This window comes from Nocardioides sp. Kera G14, from assembly GCF_020715565.1.
Taxonomy (GTDB): Bacteria; Actinomycetota; Actinomycetes; order Propionibacteriales; family Nocardioidaceae; genus Nocardioides.
This window is the reverse complement of record NZ_CP085839.1, coordinates 2,918,970-2,935,951: the sequence shown is the minus strand read 5'-3', so window position 1 is coordinate 2,935,951 and position 16,982 is coordinate 2,918,970. Positions and strand designations below refer to the sequence as shown.

The 16,982-nt window shown below is 70.1% G+C and carries 17 protein-coding genes and 1 tRNA gene; 12 read left to right on the top strand and 6 right to left on the bottom strand.

Annotation, left to right across the window (positions count from 1 at the left end):
- The first annotated feature begins 118 nt into the window (after positions 1–118).
- From LH076_RS14380 to LH076_RS14365, 4 genes are read left to right on the top strand one after another with little or no spacing between them, the layout of a single operon-like run.
- Entirely contained in the window at positions 119–1,276 is a 1,158-nt protein-coding gene (locus LH076_RS14380) for an HpcH/HpaI aldolase/citrate lyase family protein (RefSeq protein WP_227781444.1), read from the top strand.
- Entirely contained in the window at positions 1,269–2,579 is a 1,311-nt protein-coding gene (locus LH076_RS14375) for a phosphoribosyltransferase family protein (RefSeq protein ID WP_227781443.1), read from the top strand. Before LH076_RS14380 ends, LH076_RS14375 begins: the two co-directional genes overlap by 8 nt.
- Positions 2,576–3,694, top strand: coding sequence for a cysteine protease StiP family protein (locus LH076_RS14370; RefSeq protein WP_227781442.1), 1,119 nt, complete (start codon positions 2,576–2,578; stop codon positions 3,692–3,694). Before LH076_RS14375 ends, LH076_RS14370 begins: the two co-directional genes overlap by 4 nt.
- On the top strand, positions 3,691–4,497 hold the full coding sequence (locus LH076_RS14365) for an HAD family hydrolase (RefSeq protein WP_227781441.1): 807 nt from the start codon (positions 3,691–3,693) through the stop codon (positions 4,495–4,497). The genes LH076_RS14370 and LH076_RS14365 overlap by 4 nt, the downstream gene beginning before the upstream one ends.
- Here the strand turns inward: LH076_RS14365 and LH076_RS14360 are convergent.
- From LH076_RS14360 to LH076_RS14350, 3 genes are all read right to left on the bottom strand, one after another.
- The gene (locus LH076_RS14360; protein WP_227781440.1) at positions 4,494–5,126 is read right to left on the bottom strand and encodes a DUF2461 domain-containing protein; all 633 of its coding nucleotides are present in this window, start codon (positions 5,124–5,126) and stop codon (positions 4,494–4,496) included. The two genes, LH076_RS14365 and LH076_RS14360, sit on opposite strands and share 4 nt — an antisense overlap.
- A 196-nt stretch (positions 5,127–5,322) precedes the next feature.
- Positions 5,323–6,141, bottom strand: coding sequence for an alpha/beta fold hydrolase (locus LH076_RS14355; protein ID WP_227781439.1), 819 nt, complete (start codon positions 6,139–6,141; stop codon positions 5,323–5,325).
- A 29-nt stretch (positions 6,142–6,170) separates the two neighbouring features.
- A tRNA-Gly gene (locus tag LH076_RS14350) sits at positions 6,171–6,246 on the bottom strand.
- 22 nt (positions 6,247–6,268) lie between these two features.
- On the opposite strand from LH076_RS14350, the gene LH076_RS14345 reads away from it, so the two are divergent.
- On the top strand, positions 6,269–7,291 hold the full coding sequence (locus LH076_RS14345; RefSeq protein ID WP_227781438.1) for a L,D-transpeptidase: 1,023 nt from the start codon (positions 6,269–6,271) through the stop codon (positions 7,289–7,291).
- Here the strand turns inward: LH076_RS14345 and LH076_RS14340 are convergent.
- Positions 7,275–8,051, bottom strand: coding sequence for an SGNH/GDSL hydrolase family protein (locus LH076_RS14340; RefSeq protein WP_227781437.1), 777 nt, complete (start codon positions 8,049–8,051; stop codon positions 7,275–7,277). The two genes, LH076_RS14345 and LH076_RS14340, sit on opposite strands and share 17 nt — an antisense overlap.
- Positions 8,048–8,827: an SGNH/GDSL hydrolase family protein gene (locus tag LH076_RS14335; protein WP_227781436.1), complete on the bottom strand. Its 780-nt coding sequence runs from the start codon at positions 8,825–8,827 to the stop codon at positions 8,048–8,050. Before LH076_RS14335 ends, LH076_RS14340 begins: the two co-directional genes overlap by 4 nt.
- A gap of 62 nt (positions 8,828–8,889) precedes the next feature.
- Between LH076_RS14335 and dcd the strand changes: the two genes are divergently transcribed.
- Positions 8,890–9,465 (top strand): dCTP deaminase, encoded by a 576-nt coding sequence (gene dcd, locus LH076_RS14330; protein ID WP_227781435.1) that lies wholly within the window; start codon positions 8,890–8,892, stop codon positions 9,463–9,465.
- Here dcd and LH076_RS14325 read toward each other — a convergent pair.
- Positions 9,427–10,293 (bottom strand): phosphatase PAP2 family protein, encoded by an 867-nt coding sequence (locus LH076_RS14325; RefSeq protein ID WP_227781434.1) that lies wholly within the window; start codon positions 10,291–10,293, stop codon positions 9,427–9,429. The two genes, dcd and LH076_RS14325, sit on opposite strands and share 39 nt — an antisense overlap.
- Before the next feature lie 155 nt (positions 10,294–10,448).
- Between LH076_RS14325 and LH076_RS14320 the strand changes: the two genes are divergently transcribed.
- The 6 genes from LH076_RS14320 (at position 10,449) to LH076_RS14295 (ending at position 16,728) form a co-directional block, all read left to right on the top strand.
- Positions 10,449–11,501, top strand: coding sequence for an iron-siderophore ABC transporter substrate-binding protein (locus tag LH076_RS14320; RefSeq protein ID WP_227781433.1), 1,053 nt, complete (start codon positions 10,449–10,451; stop codon positions 11,499–11,501).
- 74 nt (positions 11,502–11,575) lie between these two features.
- Positions 11,576–12,544: a FecCD family ABC transporter permease gene (locus LH076_RS14315; protein WP_227781432.1), complete on the top strand. Its 969-nt coding sequence runs from the start codon at positions 11,576–11,578 to the stop codon at positions 12,542–12,544.
- Positions 12,541–13,578 carry a FecCD family ABC transporter permease gene (locus LH076_RS14310; protein ID WP_227781431.1) on the top strand — a complete coding sequence of 346 codons (1,038 nt, stop codon included), beginning with the start codon at positions 12,541–12,543 and terminating at the stop codon, positions 13,576–13,578. The genes LH076_RS14315 and LH076_RS14310 overlap by 4 nt, the downstream gene beginning before the upstream one ends.
- Positions 13,575–14,408 carry an ABC transporter ATP-binding protein gene (locus LH076_RS14305; protein ID WP_227781430.1) on the top strand — a complete coding sequence of 278 codons (834 nt, stop codon included), beginning with the start codon at positions 13,575–13,577 and terminating at the stop codon, positions 14,406–14,408. The genes LH076_RS14310 and LH076_RS14305 overlap by 4 nt, the downstream gene beginning before the upstream one ends.
- Entirely contained in the window at positions 14,408–15,295 is an 888-nt protein-coding gene (locus LH076_RS14300; protein ID WP_227781429.1) for a siderophore-interacting protein, read from the top strand. The genes LH076_RS14305 and LH076_RS14300 overlap by 1 nt, the downstream gene beginning before the upstream one ends.
- Before the next feature lie 29 nt (positions 15,296–15,324).
- Positions 15,325–16,728, top strand: coding sequence for a sugar porter family MFS transporter (locus tag LH076_RS14295; protein ID WP_227781428.1), 1,404 nt, complete (start codon positions 15,325–15,327; stop codon positions 16,726–16,728).
- Positions 16,729–16,982: the final 254 nt, after the last annotated feature.

The window sequence follows — 16,982 nt, the reverse complement described above, 5'->3', positions numbered from 1 at the left end:
GTTGCCGCAACTATCTGCGACCGTGGTCCGTTCTGGGTGTGGGACGGCGCGATCGGGCGTCCATCCCCACGATGGTTGTATACCCCATGACCGGGTAGCCAGGAGGAAGAGATCTCCCATGCGGCACTTCGAGTTCCTCAGTCCGCCCGAGGCTGAGACCCTCTTCGCCGTCCCTCCGGTGGCGTTCGACCGGGCGGCCGACCGGGAGACCGTGGCGGACGCACTCGGCGCGACCCTCTACTCGCCCGCCACGCGGCCCAGGCTCGTCGACGACCTGGTCCGGTCGAGGGCGCGCGGAGTGGTCAGCTCCGTCGTCTGCCTCGAGGACTCGATCCGGGACGCCGACGTCGAGTCGGCGCTCACCCACCTGGTCACGGTCCTCTCGGCGTTCGCCGGCCGGGCCGACGAGGCGCCGCTCGTCTTCGTCCGTGTCCGCTCGCCCGAGCAGATCGACCACATCACGCGCGAGCTGGGGGACTCGGCGGATGCGCTCGTCGGGTTCGTGCTCCCCAAGTTCGCCGAGGACTCGGGCGGCGACTACCTCCGGGCGGTCGAGTGCGCTTCCGAGCGACTGTCCCGTCGGCTCTGGGCGATGCCCGTCATCGAGACCCCCGAGGTGATGTACGCCGAGTCCCGCTCGGAGGCGCTGGGCGGCATCGCACGCGTGCTCCGTCACCATCGCGACCACGTGCTGGCGGTGCGCACCGGCGCGACGGACCTCGCGGCGGTCTACGGTCTGCGCCGCCCCCGGGAGCTCACGGTCTACGACGTCCGGGTGGTCGCCGCGGTGCTCACCGCCGTGGTGAACATGCTCGGGCGGCCCGGCGACGAGGGCTTCGTCGTGACCGGACCGGTCTGGGAGTACTACTCCGACTCCGAGCGCCTCTTCAAGCCCCAGCTGCGGGAGACGCCGTTCCTCGGTCGCGACGACCGCGCGCTGCGGGCCCAGCTCATCAGCGAGGAGCTCGACGGCCTGATCCGCGAGGTCGTCCTCGACCGGGCCAACGGCCTCGTCGGCAAGACCGTCATCCACCCCAGCCACGTCCCGGTCGTGCATGCGCTCTCGGTCGTCTCGCACGAGGACCACAGCGATGCGGTGGCCGTCCTCGGTGCCGACGCCGGGGGAGCGTTCCGATCGGAGTACGGCAACAAGATGAACGAGACCAACCCGCACCGCGCCTGGGCCGAGCGGACCGTCCGGCGCGCTCGGGCCTTCGGTGTCGCGGCTCCCGGCGTCTCGTTCGTGGACCTCCTCGCTGCGGTCGACCGTGGCTGACCTCGTCGACTCCTCGCTCTGGTCGGCGGAGTGGGTCGCCGAGCGGCTGGGCGTGCGGTTGCTCGACCATCCTGACTCGGAGCTCAGTGTGGGCGAGCTGGCCGGGCTGGCCGTGCGTCGCAATCCGCGTCGGGCTCATCTGATCGTCTCGCCCGTGCTCGGCAAGCACGTGCCGGTCGATCCTCGGCTTGCGCGGGAGACGGCCGAGTCGTTGGGACGCCGGGTCGTCGGCGTACTGGAGGCGGAGGGGGTGGTTGTCGGGACGGCCGCGGTGATCGGGTTCGCGGAGACCGCGACCGGGCTCGGGCACTGCGTCGCCGACGTGCTCGGTGCGCCCTATCTGCACTCGACTCGGCGGGTGCCCGCCGGGTGGTCCTCGCTGCTCGTATTCGAGGAGGCGCACAGTCACGCGTCCTCACACCACCTGCTCCCGAGGGATCCCGCGGTCTTCGACGGGTCGGGGGCGATCGTGCTCGTGGACGACGAGCTGACCAGCGGCGCAACCGTCGCCAACATCGTCCGCGCGCTGGAGCAGCGGAGCCACCGCGGTCTGTACGTCGTCGCCGCACTCCTCGACCTGCGGCCCGCCGCTTCTGTTGCCGAGCTCGATCGTTGCGCGGCCGAGCTGGGCGTGCGGATCGAGGTGGTGTCGCTCGGGCGCGGCGAGGCAGAGCTGCCTGACGACGTACTCGAGCGGGGGCAGGCGCTGGTTGCCGGCCTGGACCCGCCTGCTCCGGTCGCCAGTGTGGGCGGGGTGACTCGGCGCGTCGAGTTGGCTCCCGTTGCCGGCGTCGCGCGGCAGGGTGGTCGGCACGGCTTCGACGCTGCTGACCGGGCCGCGCTGGACGGGGCCGTGCTGGAGTGGGCGCGAGCACTTGCGGAGCTCTTGGTTTCGGGGCTCGCTGGCGCTCGCACCTCGACCAGTGACCGCGTCCCTACCATTCACGTCCTCGGGACCGAGGAGCTCATGTACCTCCCGCTGCGTCTCGCGCGTGAGCTCGCCGAGCTGCTACCGGAGTCGACGCTGACCTTCTCGTCCACGACCCGCTCGCCGATCGCGGTGGTTGACGATCCGGGATACGCGATCCGGAGCCGGGTCACCTTCACCGGCCATGACGGCACCGACGACGCACCCCGGTTCGCCTACAACCTGGGCGCCGGACGGTTCGACCACATCGTCGTGGTCCTCGACAGCGCTGCCGACACGGCCGAGGCCTCCGCTCCCGGTGGCCTCCTCGACGCGCTCGCGTCGGTGACCGACGATGTGGTCGTGGCCGTGCTCCCTCCCGAGGCGGTCCTGTGAGCCAGGAGCCGCTGCGCGGCCCGTCCTTCGGGAGCTACCGCAGCGATGAGGTCGGCTGGCTGCTCAAGGACCTCTCAGACGTGGCCCTCGAGGCACCGACGGAGGAGCGCGAGGAGGCGATCCAGTCGGGGCGCGGGCACTACGCGGAGTCGCTGCCGATCGAGTTCACGCCCGATGCCGCCTATCGCGCGCTCTTCGAGGAGTCGCTCCACCAGGCGGCCAGGCGGGTGGCCGTGTGCGCGGCCGTCGTCACGGAGCTGGTGCTGGAGGCGCGGGGGTCGACGGCGGTACTGGTCTCGCTGGCGCGCGCAGGCGTGCCGGTCGGCATCCTGATGCGGCGCTGGGCCGCCCACCGGCACGGATATCTGGCCCCCCATTACGCGATGTCCATCGTCCGTGGCCGTGGCATCGATCGCGTCGCGCTCGAGTGGCTGGCTGCGCACCACGACCCGGTCGACGTCATGTTCATCGACGGCTGGACGGGCAAGGGCATGATCACGCGCGAACTCGCCGACGCCGTCGCGGCGGCCAACTCGGCGCTCGGAACCTGTTTCAGTGACCAGATGGCCGTCCTCGCCGACACGGGCCACTGTGTCGACATCTTCGGGACGCGGGATGACTTCCTCATCCCCTCGGCCTGCCTCAACTCCACCGTCTCCGGGTTGGTCTCGCGCACGGTGCTCAACGCCGACCACCTCGGGCCGGGGGAGTTCCACGGCGCGAAGTTCTATGCGTCGTTGGCACCTGATGATGTCTCGGGTCTGTTCCTCGATGCGGTCTCGGCACACTTCCCGTCGATCGATGCGGAGGTCGACACGCAGGTCGCGCTGCTGCGCTCGGCTGATCGGAGTCGGACGTGGAGCGGCCGCGCGATCGTGAAGCAGATCGGGTCGGCGTACGGGATCGGGGAGGAGAACCTGATCAAGCCCGGCGTCGGGGAGACCACGCGGGTGCTGCTACGGCGGGTGCCGTGGCGGGTGCTCGTGCGCGAAGGTTCCCTGCCCGAGGTCCCGCACATCGTGCGCCTGGCCGAGGCGCGCGGCGTACCGATCGAGGAGGTGCCCGGCCTCGGGTACACGACCGTCGGCCTGATCCGGCCGCGGGAGCTCGCATGACCCGGGTCGTGGCCAGCGACCTCGACCGGACCCTGATCTGGTCGGCTGCCGCCGGCGGGAACGTGAGTGGCGCCGTCTGTGTCGAGGAGTACGACGGCGCCCCGCTCTCCTATGTGAGTCCTGCTGCCGCGGCGGATCTCGCGTTGCTCGTCTCGGCAGGGCTGGTGGTGCCGGTGACGACCCGCACGGTGGTGCAGTACCAACGTGTCCGGCTGCCCGGCGGCCCCGCGTCTTTCGCGGTCTGCGCGAACGGCGGCCGAGTCCTGGTGGACGGCGTCGAGGACGAGGCGCACCGGGGCGAGGTGCGGGCCGCGGTCGTGCTGTCCGCGACGCTGGAGGAGGTCATGGCCGTCTTCGGCTCCTGGTGCCTCGCGTCGACGGTCGCGGGCGCTGGTCACTTCGCGCCGCGACTGCGGGATGCCGAGGGCCTCTTCTGCTACGCCGTCTTCCCCGACGGGGCACCGGGCGGTGATGAGGTGGCGGAGCTCGTCGGGACGCTGGAGCCGCTCGGCTGGCGCGTCTCCGTCCAGGGGCGCAAGGTCTACTGCGTGCCCTTCAGGCTCTCGAAGGAGGCGGCGCTGGAGTACCTGGCGGCCTCCCACGGCCTCGAGGTGGTCGGCTCCGCCGGCGACTCCCTGCTCGATGCCGGCATGTTGCGCGCCCATCCCGTCGGGTGGATGCCACGTGACTCGGAGCTGCTCCGCAACGGCTGGTCCGCTCCTGGTGTCTCGATCACCGCGGGTTCCGGCCTCGATGCAGGCGAGGAGATCGTGCGGGGCTTCCGGGACCTGTTGGGCGTTTAGACCGCCGCGTGCTCGGCGATCCAGTCCGTCACCGGGCGGATGGCACGCCAGTCCTTCCGGACGAGATCGAGGAGCTCACCGGTATGGATGACGGGCTCGAACCCGATCATCCGGCCCAGCGTCAGTGACTTGTGCTTGAGCAGCTCGATGCGAGGGTGGTCGGCGTCGTACCCCCGCGGCTTGGTCTTGAGCCGGTCCCCGCCCACCTCGTAGCCCTTGCGCACGGCGGTCTTGAGCAGCTTCTCGAGGTCCGGTCCGAAGCGGTCGTGGTCGATCGCCTCGCGAAACGCGGCCAGCCGCGGCGGCTCGAACCAGTAGCAACCGCCGCCGGTCCGTACGCCGCGTGGCGACACCTCGATGTAGAACCCGGTCTGCGGGGCGACCGCGACGAACGCACCCTGGTGCGTCTTGTACGGCGTCTTGTCCTTGGAGAACCGCACGTCCTTGTAGGGCCGGAAGATCTTCGCCGTGCCGAACTCCATCTCGAGCGCGCCGGTGAGCTCCTTCATCGGCGCGAGCACCGACTCCTTGTAGATGTGCTGGTGCGCCTCCCAGAAGGACTTCGTGTTGTCGACCTCGAGGTCGTCGTAGAAGTCCAGTGCTGCAGCGGGAAAGCCCTCGAAACTCACGGCGCGAGCCTACGTCGGCACTCGGCTGGGTGATGCGGCACCGGCAGTAGCGTCAGCACCGCCACGATCACACAAATGCACGGTTACGCGCCGCGCGGCGGGCCGAGCGCCCGCGCGTAACCGCACAAGTGCGCGGTTCGATGGAGGCGGAGGGGCGGATGGAGCCTGCTACTGGCTGATCGCTCCCCAAAGTCTGTCAGCGAGCGACCCGGTCCAAGAACCTCGTCATCAGCGCGGTGACGGCCTCGGGCTGCTCGACCGTGCTGGAGTGGCCGGCCGCGGGGACGACCTCGTGCTGGGCTCCGGGGATCCCGCTCGCGATGGCGGCGGCCTTGGCCGGCACGGTGGCGGCGTCCTCGGCGCCCACGATGACGAGGGTCGGGGTCGCGATCTGGGCGAGCAGGTCGGCGACGGCCGGGCGGTGACACACGCCGAGGATCGCCTGCTTCATCGCAGCGCGGTCGACGCCCGTCATGGCCTCGACCAAGGAGGAGACGATCTCGCCCGCGCGCGGCCCGGCGAGGCTGGTGGAGCCGAACATGATCTTCGCCACCGGCTTCATCAACGGCCGCATCCCGACCAGGCGGTAGACCGCGGCGAGCAGCTGGTACTCGCGGACGTTGCCCGGCTCCTCCGGGTCGGCACTGGTGTCGAGCAGCGTGAGCGAGGCCAGGCGCTCGGGATGGCGGGCTGCGAGTCGGATGCCCACGAAGCCACCCATGGAGAGGCCGGCGTAGTGCACCGGCCCGGCGTCGAGTGAGTCGATCAACGCGACCGCGTCTTCGGTGAGGGCGTCCATGTCATAGCGGCCGTCGGGCGCAGGGCCGGAGCGGCCCTGCCCGCGCCAGTCGATCGTGACACAGCGGTAGCGGTCGCGGAGCGCGGCCACCTGGGCCTTGAACATCCGGCCGCTGAAGAGGAGGCCGTGCCCGAACACGATGGTCTCGGCCTCGGGTGTCGGAGCCCCGGTGTCCTCGATGAAGACCTGGGCGCCAGTGGAAAGTGTCGTCAGCACATCGTGAGTGTGCCGCACATGGACGGTGGTGGAGCGGATGACGAGGCTCGAACTCGCGACATTCAGCTTGGGAAGCTGACGCTCTACCAACTGAGCTACATCCGCAGTGCGGTGACACCATACAGCGGTGGGAACCTTCAGAGGCAGTCGGGGCCAGCGGATGGCGATGCTCGTGATGGGCGTCGTCCTGATGGTGGCGGGATGCGCGAGCTCGGGTGGCGAGGCGGGCCCCGCCGCCTCCTCCTCGGTGATCCCGTCGGCTACGCCGAGCTCGCCCGGCGCGACCATCACGTCGACGCCGACCCCGTCGCGCACGCCCACGCCGACCGGCCCGCCGCTGCAGGTCAACAGCATCGCTCCGCTGGACGGGAGGACGGTCGGCGTGGCGATGCCGATCTCGATCGTCTTCACCCATCCGGTCGCCGACTCCGCCCGGGCGAAGATCGAGAAGCGGCTCACCGTCACAACCTCGACGCCGGTCACGGCCGCGTGGCACTGGTTCAGCGAGCGCCGTGTCGACTTCCGGCCGCAGTCCTACTGGACGCCCGGGACGCAGGTGTCGCTGGTGGCCGACCTCCTCGGCGTCGGTGACGGGCACGGACGGTACGGCAGGAAGAGCTACACGCGGCACTTCACCATCGGCGCCGACGTCCGCACCCACGTCGACGTCAAGCGCCACCGGACCACCGTCACCCGTGCCGGCAAGGTCATCCGCACCATGCCGAGCGACGCCGGCAGCCCCGACTGGCCCTCGTGGGACGGGACGATGGCCGTGGTCAACAAGTCGCCCACCGTCCGGATGGACTCGTGCAGCGTCAACATCAGCTGTGACAGGAACAGCCCCGACTACTACGACCTCACCCTTCCGTGGGACGTCAGGATCACGTGGTCAGGCACGTTCCTGCACTACTCGCCCGCCGATCCGCAGCCCGGCACGAGCTACGGCTCGCACGGCTGCGTCCATCTCTCGCTGGCCGACGCGAAGTGGTTCTACAACCTGGCGAAGGAGGGTGACCCGGTCACCATCACGGGCTCGCCGCGCGGCAAGGCCGACGGCGACAACGGGTACGCCGGCTACAACCTGTCGTGGGACAGGTGGGTCCGCGGCAGCGCCACGGGGCAGTTCGTGACGGCTACGCCAGCGGCGTGAGGGTCGGGTACTTGGCCGCCCCGGTGAGGTCGGGCGCGGCCCGGCGGAGGCGTCGTCCGACCCACGGTGCGAGGTGGTTACGGGCCCAAGCGAGGTCCTCGGCGCGCTGCTGCCGTCGGCTCTTGGGCGGCCCGTCGGGAAGCGCGTAGGGCACCAGGTCGTGCTCGATCCCGAGGGTGTTGAGCACGTTGATCGCGACGCCCTGGTGGCCGATCGAGTTGAGGTGCAGGCGGTCGTCGGCCCAGACCCGCAGGTCATGGCCGTCCTTCAGTCGCCAGTTGTCGACGAGGACGATGCCCTCCGGGCCGAGCGGCCCGTCGGCGATGAAGTCGCGGACCAACTCGTTGAAGATCGCGACCCGTCCACGGATGGCGCCGAAGACGCCCGAGGAGCCGCCGTCGCCCTGGGTGAACATGATGACCGTCGCACCCTGCGCGCGGAACTCGTCGACGGCCGCTCCGATCCCGGCGACCAGCTTGTCGATGTCGACCTTCGGGCGGATCAGGTCGTTGCCGCCGGCGTGGACGGAGACCAGGTCGGGCCGCAGGGCGAGCGCGGGCTCCAGCTGGTGGCCGAGGATGTGGTGGGTCTGGGCGCCGCTGGTCGCGAGGTTGGCATAGCGGAAGTTCGGGTTGTGGGTCGCGAGGACCTCCGCGACCCGGTCCGCCCAGCCGCGCCAGCCCTGCGGTCGCGCGGGGTCGGCATCGCCGACTCCCTGCGTGAACGAGTCACCGATCGCGACGAACCGGTCGAAGCTCATGCGCCCACAGCCGTCCAGTCGGGGAAACGAGGGCTGAGGCTGTCGCCCGACGACGTACCGGTCAGGCGCCGCTTCACCCAGGGCGCGAGGTGCTCCCGGGCCCAGGCCCGGTTGTGGGCGCGCTGCTCCCGCGGCGAGAGGACGGGATACGCGAGCGGCGCCGGCGCGTCCGCCGCGTGCGGGACGCCCAGTACGTCGAGGACCTTGTGGCTCATCAGCTCATGCCCCGCCGAGGACATGTGGAGCCGGTCCACGTCCCAGTAGCCCCAGTCGTCGAACTCGTCCATCCGCCAGTAGTCCACCAGGCGCATGTCCGCACCGCTCGCTGCATGGCGATCGTGGATCTCGCGCACGCACTCGTTGTAGTAGGCCCAGCGTCCACGCAGCATTGCGAAGAACCGGGACTTCTTGGCAGCGAAGGCGGTGAACATGACGACGGTGGCGCCGGTGGCGGCCAGATTTGTGATGGCGTCGTCATACCGCGCCATGAGCACGTCGATGTCGACGGAAGGGCGGAGCATGTCGTTGGCGCCGGCGTAGATCGTCACGAGGTCCGGCTCGAGGGCGAGGGCGGGTGCGAGCTGCTCGTCGAGGATGGCGGGCAGCTTGCGACCGCGGATCGCGAGGTTGGCGTAGCGGAACGTCGGGTCTTCGGTGGCGAGCACCTCGGCCACGCGATCGGCCCAGCCGCGGACTCCGTTGGGCCGGCTCGGGTCGGTGTCCCCGACCCCCTCGGTGAACGAGTCGCCCAGGGCGACGTACTTTGCAAAGGCCACGAATGCATTCTGCGACTCTCGGGACGCACCCGGCGAAGCGGGGTCACCGATAGGGTGCCGACATGCTGCTCAGCGACCGCGACATCCTCGCCGAGATCGAGTCGGGCCGGATCGCCCTCGACCCGTGGGATCCGCAGATGCTGCAGCCGTCCTCGATCGATGTCCGGCTGGACCGCTTCTTCCGCGTCTTCGACAACCACAAGTACGCCGCCATCGACCCGTCCGCGGACCAGTCCGACCTGACACGCGAGGTCGAGACGATCGACGACGAGCCGTTCATCCTGCACCCGGGGGAGTTCGTGCTGGGGTCGACGTACGAGACCGTGACGCTGCCGGCTGACATCGCCGCGCGCGTCGAGGGGAAGTCCTCGCTGGGCCGTCTCGGGCTGCTCACCCATGCCACCGCGGGCTTCGTGGACCCGGGCTTCTCGGGGCATGTGACGCTCGAGCTGGCCAACGTCGCGACGCTGCCGATCCTGCTCTACCCGGGCATGAAGATCGGGCAGTTCTGCTTCTTCCGCCTCACGAGCGAGGCGGAGCACCCCTACGGTTCGGAGAAGTACGGCAGCCGCTATCAGGGGCAGCGTGGCCCGACGCCGTCACGCAGCTTCCAGAACTTCCACCGCACCAGCATCTGAGGGCCGCGGTCGGCCCAGCCGGCGTCGCACCCACGAGTCGAAGACCAGCCCGATCCCCAGGAGGGCAAGGGCGACGATGCCGTCGAGCCACCAGTGGTTGCCGGTGGCCGCGACGGCGTACATCGTCAGCGGCAGGTGGAGGAAGACCATCCAGCGGAGCCAGCGCCACCGGCCGGTGGCCGTCGCCAGGACGCCGAAGGCGACGACGGCCGCCCATGCGACGTGGATCGACGGCATCGCCGCGTACTGGTCGCTGACGCCGGCGCTCGGATCGCTGCCGTAGACCGCGAACCCCATCCGCGAGGCGAGGTCGACGAAGTGCAGTTCGGGCAGGAAGCGCGGGGGCGCCACGCGGACGAACCGGATGATCAGGCAGCCGAGCGTCACGTAGGCCAGGCCGTTGCGCCAGTGCGGGTAGCGGTCGCGCTGCCAGATCCACAGCCAGACGAGGAAGGCGATCAGGAAGGGCACGTGCACGGTGCCGTAGTAGGCGTTCGCGAAGTGCGCCAGCCACTCGTGCCGGAGGGCGAAGTGCTGCAGCCCGATCTCGCTGGGGAGATGGAGATGGTGCTGGAGGCGATCGATCTCGCGTGCCCGCCGGATCGCGCCGTCCTCGTGGGTGAACGGTAGCTCACGGGCGATCCGCCAGATCGAGTAGAGCGCCGAGATGAGCGCGAACTCGAGGAGTGCCGCGGACGACGTGAGGCTTGCGCGCGACGGTCGCAGTCGGCGTACGGCGACCCCGGCTGTGACCGCGACGACGGAGGCGATCGCCGCCTGGTCCCAGGACGGCCACGGGAGCTCGTCCCAGACCGACATCACGCCCATGGGCCGATCCTAGGAGTGCGCCTTGGTGCTCGGTGGGCGGGGCGCAGCCGCGGAACGGGGAGTGGCCGTCGGACCGAGGATCGGTTGCGCAACATCGCGTCGATATGGTTAGGCTGTACTTACTTAGTGTTACCTAACAAGAGAGACGGGTTCCCGTGTCCCCTCGCAGCCTTCTTCGCGCCCTGGCCGCCGTCGTGGCGGTGCTGCTCGCCGCCGTGGCCCTCGCGTCCTGCAGCACCGGCTCCACCGACGCCGACGACAAGCCGTCATCCGGCTCCTCGGTGACGGGTGGTGTGGACGCCGACGCGTTCCCGGTGACGATCAAGCACGCCTTCGGCGAGACCAGGATCGAGAAGGAGCCGAAGCGGATCGTCTCGATCGGCTCCAGTGACCAGGACATCCTGCTTGCGCTCGGCGTCGTGCCGGTCGGGATCCAGAAGGTGACCTGGGGTGGCAACGAGCAGGGCACCACGCCGTGGTTCGACGCCAAGCTCGAGGAGCTCGGCGGCGCCACGCCCACCCTGATCGACGAGACCGACGACATCCCGGTCGACGAGGTCGCCAAGCTGAGCCCCGACCTCATCCTCGCCACCCTCTCCGGGATCACGCAGGAGCAGTACGACAAGCTCTCCAAGATCGCCCCGGTCGTCGCCTTCCCGGGCAAGCCGTGGATGACGACGTGGCAGCAGTCGCTGGAGCTGACCGGCAAGGCCGTGGGTCGCTCGACCGCTGCGACCGACCTCGAGAAGCAGGTCGACGACGAGTTCGCCAAGGCCCGCGAGGACTACCCCGAGCTCCAGGGGAAGACCTTCATCTGGGGCGCTCTCGAGACCTCCGACCTGTCGCAGCTGTATTACTACACGCCGACCGACCTGCGCCCGGTCTTCCTCACCTCGATCGGGATGAAGAACGCCCCGATCATCGAGAAGATCAGCCCCAAGGACGCCTTCTACGGCCAGATCTCGGCCGAGCGCGCTTCGGAGCTCGACTCCGACTTCTTCTTCACCTATGCGGTGAAGGAGACCGACGCGAAGACCTTCGCCGACGACAAGCTGATCGGTCAGATCCCCGCGATCAAGGCCGGCCACATGTGGGCCTCCACCGACAACATCGCCTCCAACGCCGCGGGCGTCCCCACGCCGCTCTCGGTGCCCTACGCGATCGAGCACTTCGTCCCGAAGGTCGCTGAGGCGGTCGCCGGCAAGTGAATGGCTCCCTCACGGGTGCCTCAACCCCCGCACGTGCCCCGGCCCGGAACGCCACGCCGGGCCGGGGTCCGAGGGTGCACGCCGCCGCATGGTGGCTGCTCCTCGGGCTCCTTGCCGTCGCGATCGTCACCTCGGTCCTGCTCGGATCGAGGCTCGTCGCACCCTCGGAGCTCTTCCACGACGGCAGCAGTGGCCAGGCGATCCTGCAGACTCGCCTCCCGCGCACGGCGCTCGGGTTGCTCGTCGGCGCGGCGCTCGCCCTCGCCGGCGGCTGCCTGCAGGGCCTGACCCGCAACCCGCTCGCCGACACCGGGCTGCTCGGTGTCAATGCCGGTTCCTCCTTCGCCATGGTCCTCGCGGTGTCCGCCTTCGGAGTGAGCTCGCTCCACACCTACGTGTGGTGCGCCCTGCTCGGTGCTGCGGTCGCGGCCGTCGGGGTGCACGGGATCGCCTCCTTCGGCCGTGACGGTGTCACCCCGGCGAAGCTCGTCCTGGTCGGTGCCGCCGTCTCGGCGGGTGTCGCCAGCTGGACCAGCGCCGTGCTGCTCACCGACAAGGAGACCTTCGACGTGATCCGGCGCTGGCAGGTCGGCACCATCGGCGGCCGTGACTGGGACGTCGTCCTCACCGGCCTGCCCTTCCTCGCCGTCGGTGCGCTGCTGGCCCTCGCCGGCGCACGCACCCTCGACACCCTCGCCCTCGGCGACGACCTCGCGGCGGGCCTCGGCCGTCGCACCGCCGTCGACCGCGCCGTCATCGGCCTCGCCGTCGTCCTCCTCGCCGGCACCGCCACCGCGCTCGCCGGCCCGATCGCCTTCGTCGGCCTGATCGTGCCGCACGCGGTCCGCGTCCTCGTCGGCAGCGCCTACACCCGGGTGCTCCCGCTCTCCATAGGGTACGGCGCCGCGCTGGTGCTCCTCGCCGACGTGATCGGACGTGTCGTGCTGCCTCCGACCGAGGTGCAGGTGGGGATCATGACCGCGGTCGTCGGTGTCCCCGTCTTCTGCTGGTTCCTCCGACGCGGACGGATGGCGGGCCTGTGACCGCGCTCGAGGCGCCCCGGCCGGTCGACGTCGTACGACGTGCGCGGAGAGTCCCGCAGCGCCGGCTCGCCCTCGTCGTCGGCGGACTCGTCGTCGTGCTGGTCGCGGTCTTCTTCGCCCGCGTCCTCGGTGGCGACTACACGATCACCTTCCCCGACTTCCTCCGGATCCTCGGCGGCAAGGACATCCCCGGCGCGACCTTCATCCTCAAGGAGTCGAAGCTGCCGCGGGCGGTCATGGGTCTGCTCGTCGGCGTCGCGTTCGGCACCGCGGGTGAGATCTTCCAGAGCACCCTGCGCAACCCGCTCGCCAGCCCCGACATGGTCGGCGTGAGCATGGGCGCGAGCGCGTCGGCCGTCTTTGCGATCGTCGTCCTCGACCTCTCGGGCACGTCGCTGTCGATCGCCGCGGTGATCGGAGCAGTGCTCACCGCGGCGGCGATCCGGCTCGTCGCCGGACCGGACGCCACCTACCGTCTCGTGCTCGTCGGCGTCACCGCCGCCGCCGCGCTCATGGCGGTGATCGAGTATCTCTTCACCCGTGCCGACGAGTACGACGCCCAGCTCGCGCTGCGCTGGCTGACCGGCAGCCTCAACGCCGCCGACTGGCCCGCGATCCGGAGCCTCACGCTCTTCCTCGTCGTCCTGCTGCCGCTCGTCGCGTGGGCCGCGCAGGCACAGCGCTCCCTCGAGCTCGGCCGCGACGTGGCCTCGGGGCTCGGCGTCAGTGTGGCCTACGCCGACGGACTGCTGCTCGCCGCGGTGCTGCTCACGGCACTCGGAGTCGCCGCGGCCGGCCCGGTCGCATTCGTCGCCTTCGCCGCCGGCCCGATCGCACGCACGCTCAACGGAGGTCGCTCGACGCTGCTCGGCGCGGCCCTCGTGGGCGCCACGGTCGTGGTCGGGGCCGACTATCTGGCGGCGTACGGAATCCCGGACGTGAACCTGCCTGTCGGCGTCGTCACCGGCGCGTTCGGCGCGCCGTTCCTGCTTTGGCTGCTCGCGAGCGGCCGCACCGGAAGGAGATCCGCATGAGGCTCGAGGCTGAGGGCGTCACACTCGGCTACGGCGGCGCTCGGAGGCATCGCACGATCGTCGACGAGGTCACGCTGGGCATCCCCGACGCGGCGACGACCGTCATCGTCGGGCCCAACGGCTGCGGCAAGTCGACGCTGCTGCGGGGGATGGCACGTCTGCTGCGTCCCCTCGACGGCGCCGTGCTGCTCGATGGTGAGGCGGTGCACACCCGGCCGACCAAGGAGGTCGCCAAGGTCCTCGGACTGATGCCGCAGTCGCCGATCGCACCGGAGGGCATCACCGTCGTCGACCTCGTGGGTCGTGGCCGGCAGCCGCACCGCAGTGCGCTCTCGCGGTGGAGTTCGGCCGACGAGCAGGCGGTCGCCGAGGCGCTCACCCTGACCGGGACGCTCGAGCTCGCCGAGCAGGTGGTCGACGAGCTCTCCGGCGGCCAGCGGCAGCGGGTCTGGGTCGCGATGGCGCTCGCCCAGCGCACCGACCTGCTCCTGCTCGACGAGCCGACGACCTTCCTCGACGTCGCCCATCAGATCGACCTGCTCGACCTGCTGTACAGCCTGCGCGCCGACCGCGGCGCGACCGTGGTGATGGTGCTGCACGACCTCAACCTCGCCGCGCGGTACGCCGACCACCTGGTCGCCATGCGCGACGGCCGGATCGTCGCCGAAGGTGCGCCGGCCGATGTCGTGACGGAGCAGATGGTCGCCAACGTCTTCGGTCTGGCCTGCCGGGTCGTCCCCGATCCGGTGTCCGGCACGCCGCTGGTGGTGCCGATCAGCCGCCACCACACCGCCCCCTCGACTGCCACTCCACCAGAGGAGAACTCCTGATGCTGCTCACCCGACTCGCCGTCACCGAGATCACCCGGCCCTCACCGTCCTTCGCTCGGATCGTGCTGGGCGGTCCGGAGTTGGCCGACTTCGGTGTCGACGGACCGCTCTTCGACCAGCGGATCAAGCTGCTCTTCCCGGGGCCCGCCGGCCTGCCGGAGCTGCGTCCGGAGTCATGGTGGACGGACTTCACCGCGCTGCCGGAGGAGACCCGCGGATGGGTCCGCACGTACACGATCGCCGATGTCCTGGGCTCGGACGAGGAGACCCGGATCGTCGTCGACTTCGTGCTGCATCCCGGCGCCCATGGCCCCGGCTCCGGCTGGGCCCTTGCCGCCGAGGCCGGGGACGAGCTGCTCGCCGTCGTACCGCGGCGAGGCACGCCGATGGGTGGGATCGAGTTCGCCCCGGGGGGCGCCACCCGGGTGCTGTTGATCGGCGATGAGACCGCGCTGCCCGCCATCGTCCAGATCCTGCGTGAGCTGCCGGCGGGTATGGCCGGCTCTGTCTTCATCGAAGTGCCGTTGGACGGTGACTGCGTGGAGCTGCCGCGCGTGCCGGAGGTCGAGGTCACGTGGCTGCCGCGCAACGGTGCGCCGATCGGCGAGCTGGTGGTCGAGGCCGTCGGCGCCCATCTCGGTTTCGCGGCCACCCCTGAGGAGGTCGTCGGGCTCGAGGTCGATCCCGATCTCTGGGAGACGCCGGTCCACTCATCGTCGGGGGAGGAGCTTGTCTCGGAGCCCGTCGACGATCGCTATGCCTGGATCGCGGGGGAGTCCTCGCTCGTCGCGCGGCTCCGTCGGCATCTCGTCGGTGAGCTCGGCCTGCCCCGTGCGCAGGTTGCGTTCATGGGCTATTGGCGTGAGGGCGTCGCGATGAGGGGTTGAATGATCCACCGCGCGGGAACACTCGATTCATGACTCAAACTGAATCAGGGCATGGCGTCGTACGGATCGCCTCCGTCGCCGCCTTGGGCGGGCTCCTCTTCGGGTACGACTCCGCGGTGATCAACGGTGCGGTCGACGCCATCGACAGCCGCTTCGACATTCACGGTTACACTTCCGGGTTCGCCGTCGCCTCAGCCCTGTTGGGTGCCGCCGCCGGCGCCATGTACGCCGGCCGGGCGGCCGACCGCTTCGGCCGCATCTTCGTCATGAAGATCGCCGCCGTCGCCTTCCTGATCAGCGCGATCGGCGCGGCCGCTGCGCCGAGCCTCTGGCTCCTGATCGTCTTCCGACTCGTCGGTGGTGTGGGCGTCGGGATGGCGTCGGTCATCGCGCCGGCGTACATCGCCGAAGTCGCCCCTGCCGGCATCCGCGGCCGGCTCGCGTCGCTGCAGCAACTGGCGATCGTCCTCGGCATCTTCCTCTCGCAGCTGGTCAACTACCTGATCCAGCAGATCGCCGGCGGCGCGGATGCCGACCTCGCGCTGGGCATGGACGCGTGGCGCTGGATGTTCCTCGTGATGGCCGTGCCGGCGGTGGTCTACGGCGTGCTCTCGTTCACGATCCCGGAGTCTCCGCGTTTCCTGATCGCCAACGGCGACGTCAGCACGGCGCGACGGGTGATCGCACGGCTCTTCGGCACCGCCTCGGTCGACATCAGTGTCGCGCGCATCGAGAAGTCCGTCGCACGCGAGACGCCGCCGTCGTGGCGTGACCTGCTCAACAAGGCCGGCAAGGTCCACCCGATCGTCTGGGTCGGCCTGGCGCTGTCGATCTTCCAGCAGTTCGTCGGGATCAACGTGATCTTCTACTACTCCAACTCGCTGTGGCAGGCCGCCGGCTTCTCGGAGTCGGACTCGTTCCTCATCTCCATGATCACGTCGGTCACCAACATCGTCACCACGTTCATCGCCATCGCGCTCGTCGACCGCTTCGGCCGCCGCCCGCTGCTGCTCATCGGCTCCGCCGGCATGGCCGTCTCCCTCGCGGTTCTGGCCGCTACGTTCGGTACGGCGACCATCGACTCCTCCGGCGCCCCTGCACTCAGCGACACCGCGGGTGTGGTCGCACTCGTCTCCGCGAACGTCTTCGTCGTGGCCTTCGGAATGTCGTGGGGCCCGATCGTCTGGGTCCTGCTCGGCGAGCTCTTCCCGAACCGTTACCGCGCCGCCGCGCTCGCCTTGGCCGCGGGCGTCCAGTGGATCGCCAACTGGGGCGTGACGGTCTCGTTCCCGGGGCTGTCGGACGCGTCGCTCCAGTTGCCCTACTGGCTCTACACCGGCTTCGCCGTCCTCTCCCTGGTCTTCGTCTACCGCTTCGTGCGTGAGACGAAGGGTCGTGAGCTGGAGGACATGGACGAGACCCTCGCCGCCTGAGGCGACGCCCGAGGTGCCGACTGGGCGCGGGTCAGGTTACGGGAGCACTACGGCATCGGTCGCGAGCGCTACCCACTCGGCTCGGCAGTCGGTCGAGGTTGTGACCGATGAGTCAGTGCTGCGACCCAAGGAGGTTCCGGGGCCGAGGGTCGGTCCCCAGACCGACAACGCAGTGGGTCATGGTTCTGACCCATGCGTCAGTGTCGCGTGCACAACGAACAGTGCGGTGGATCCGGATCAGGTGACCCGAATCC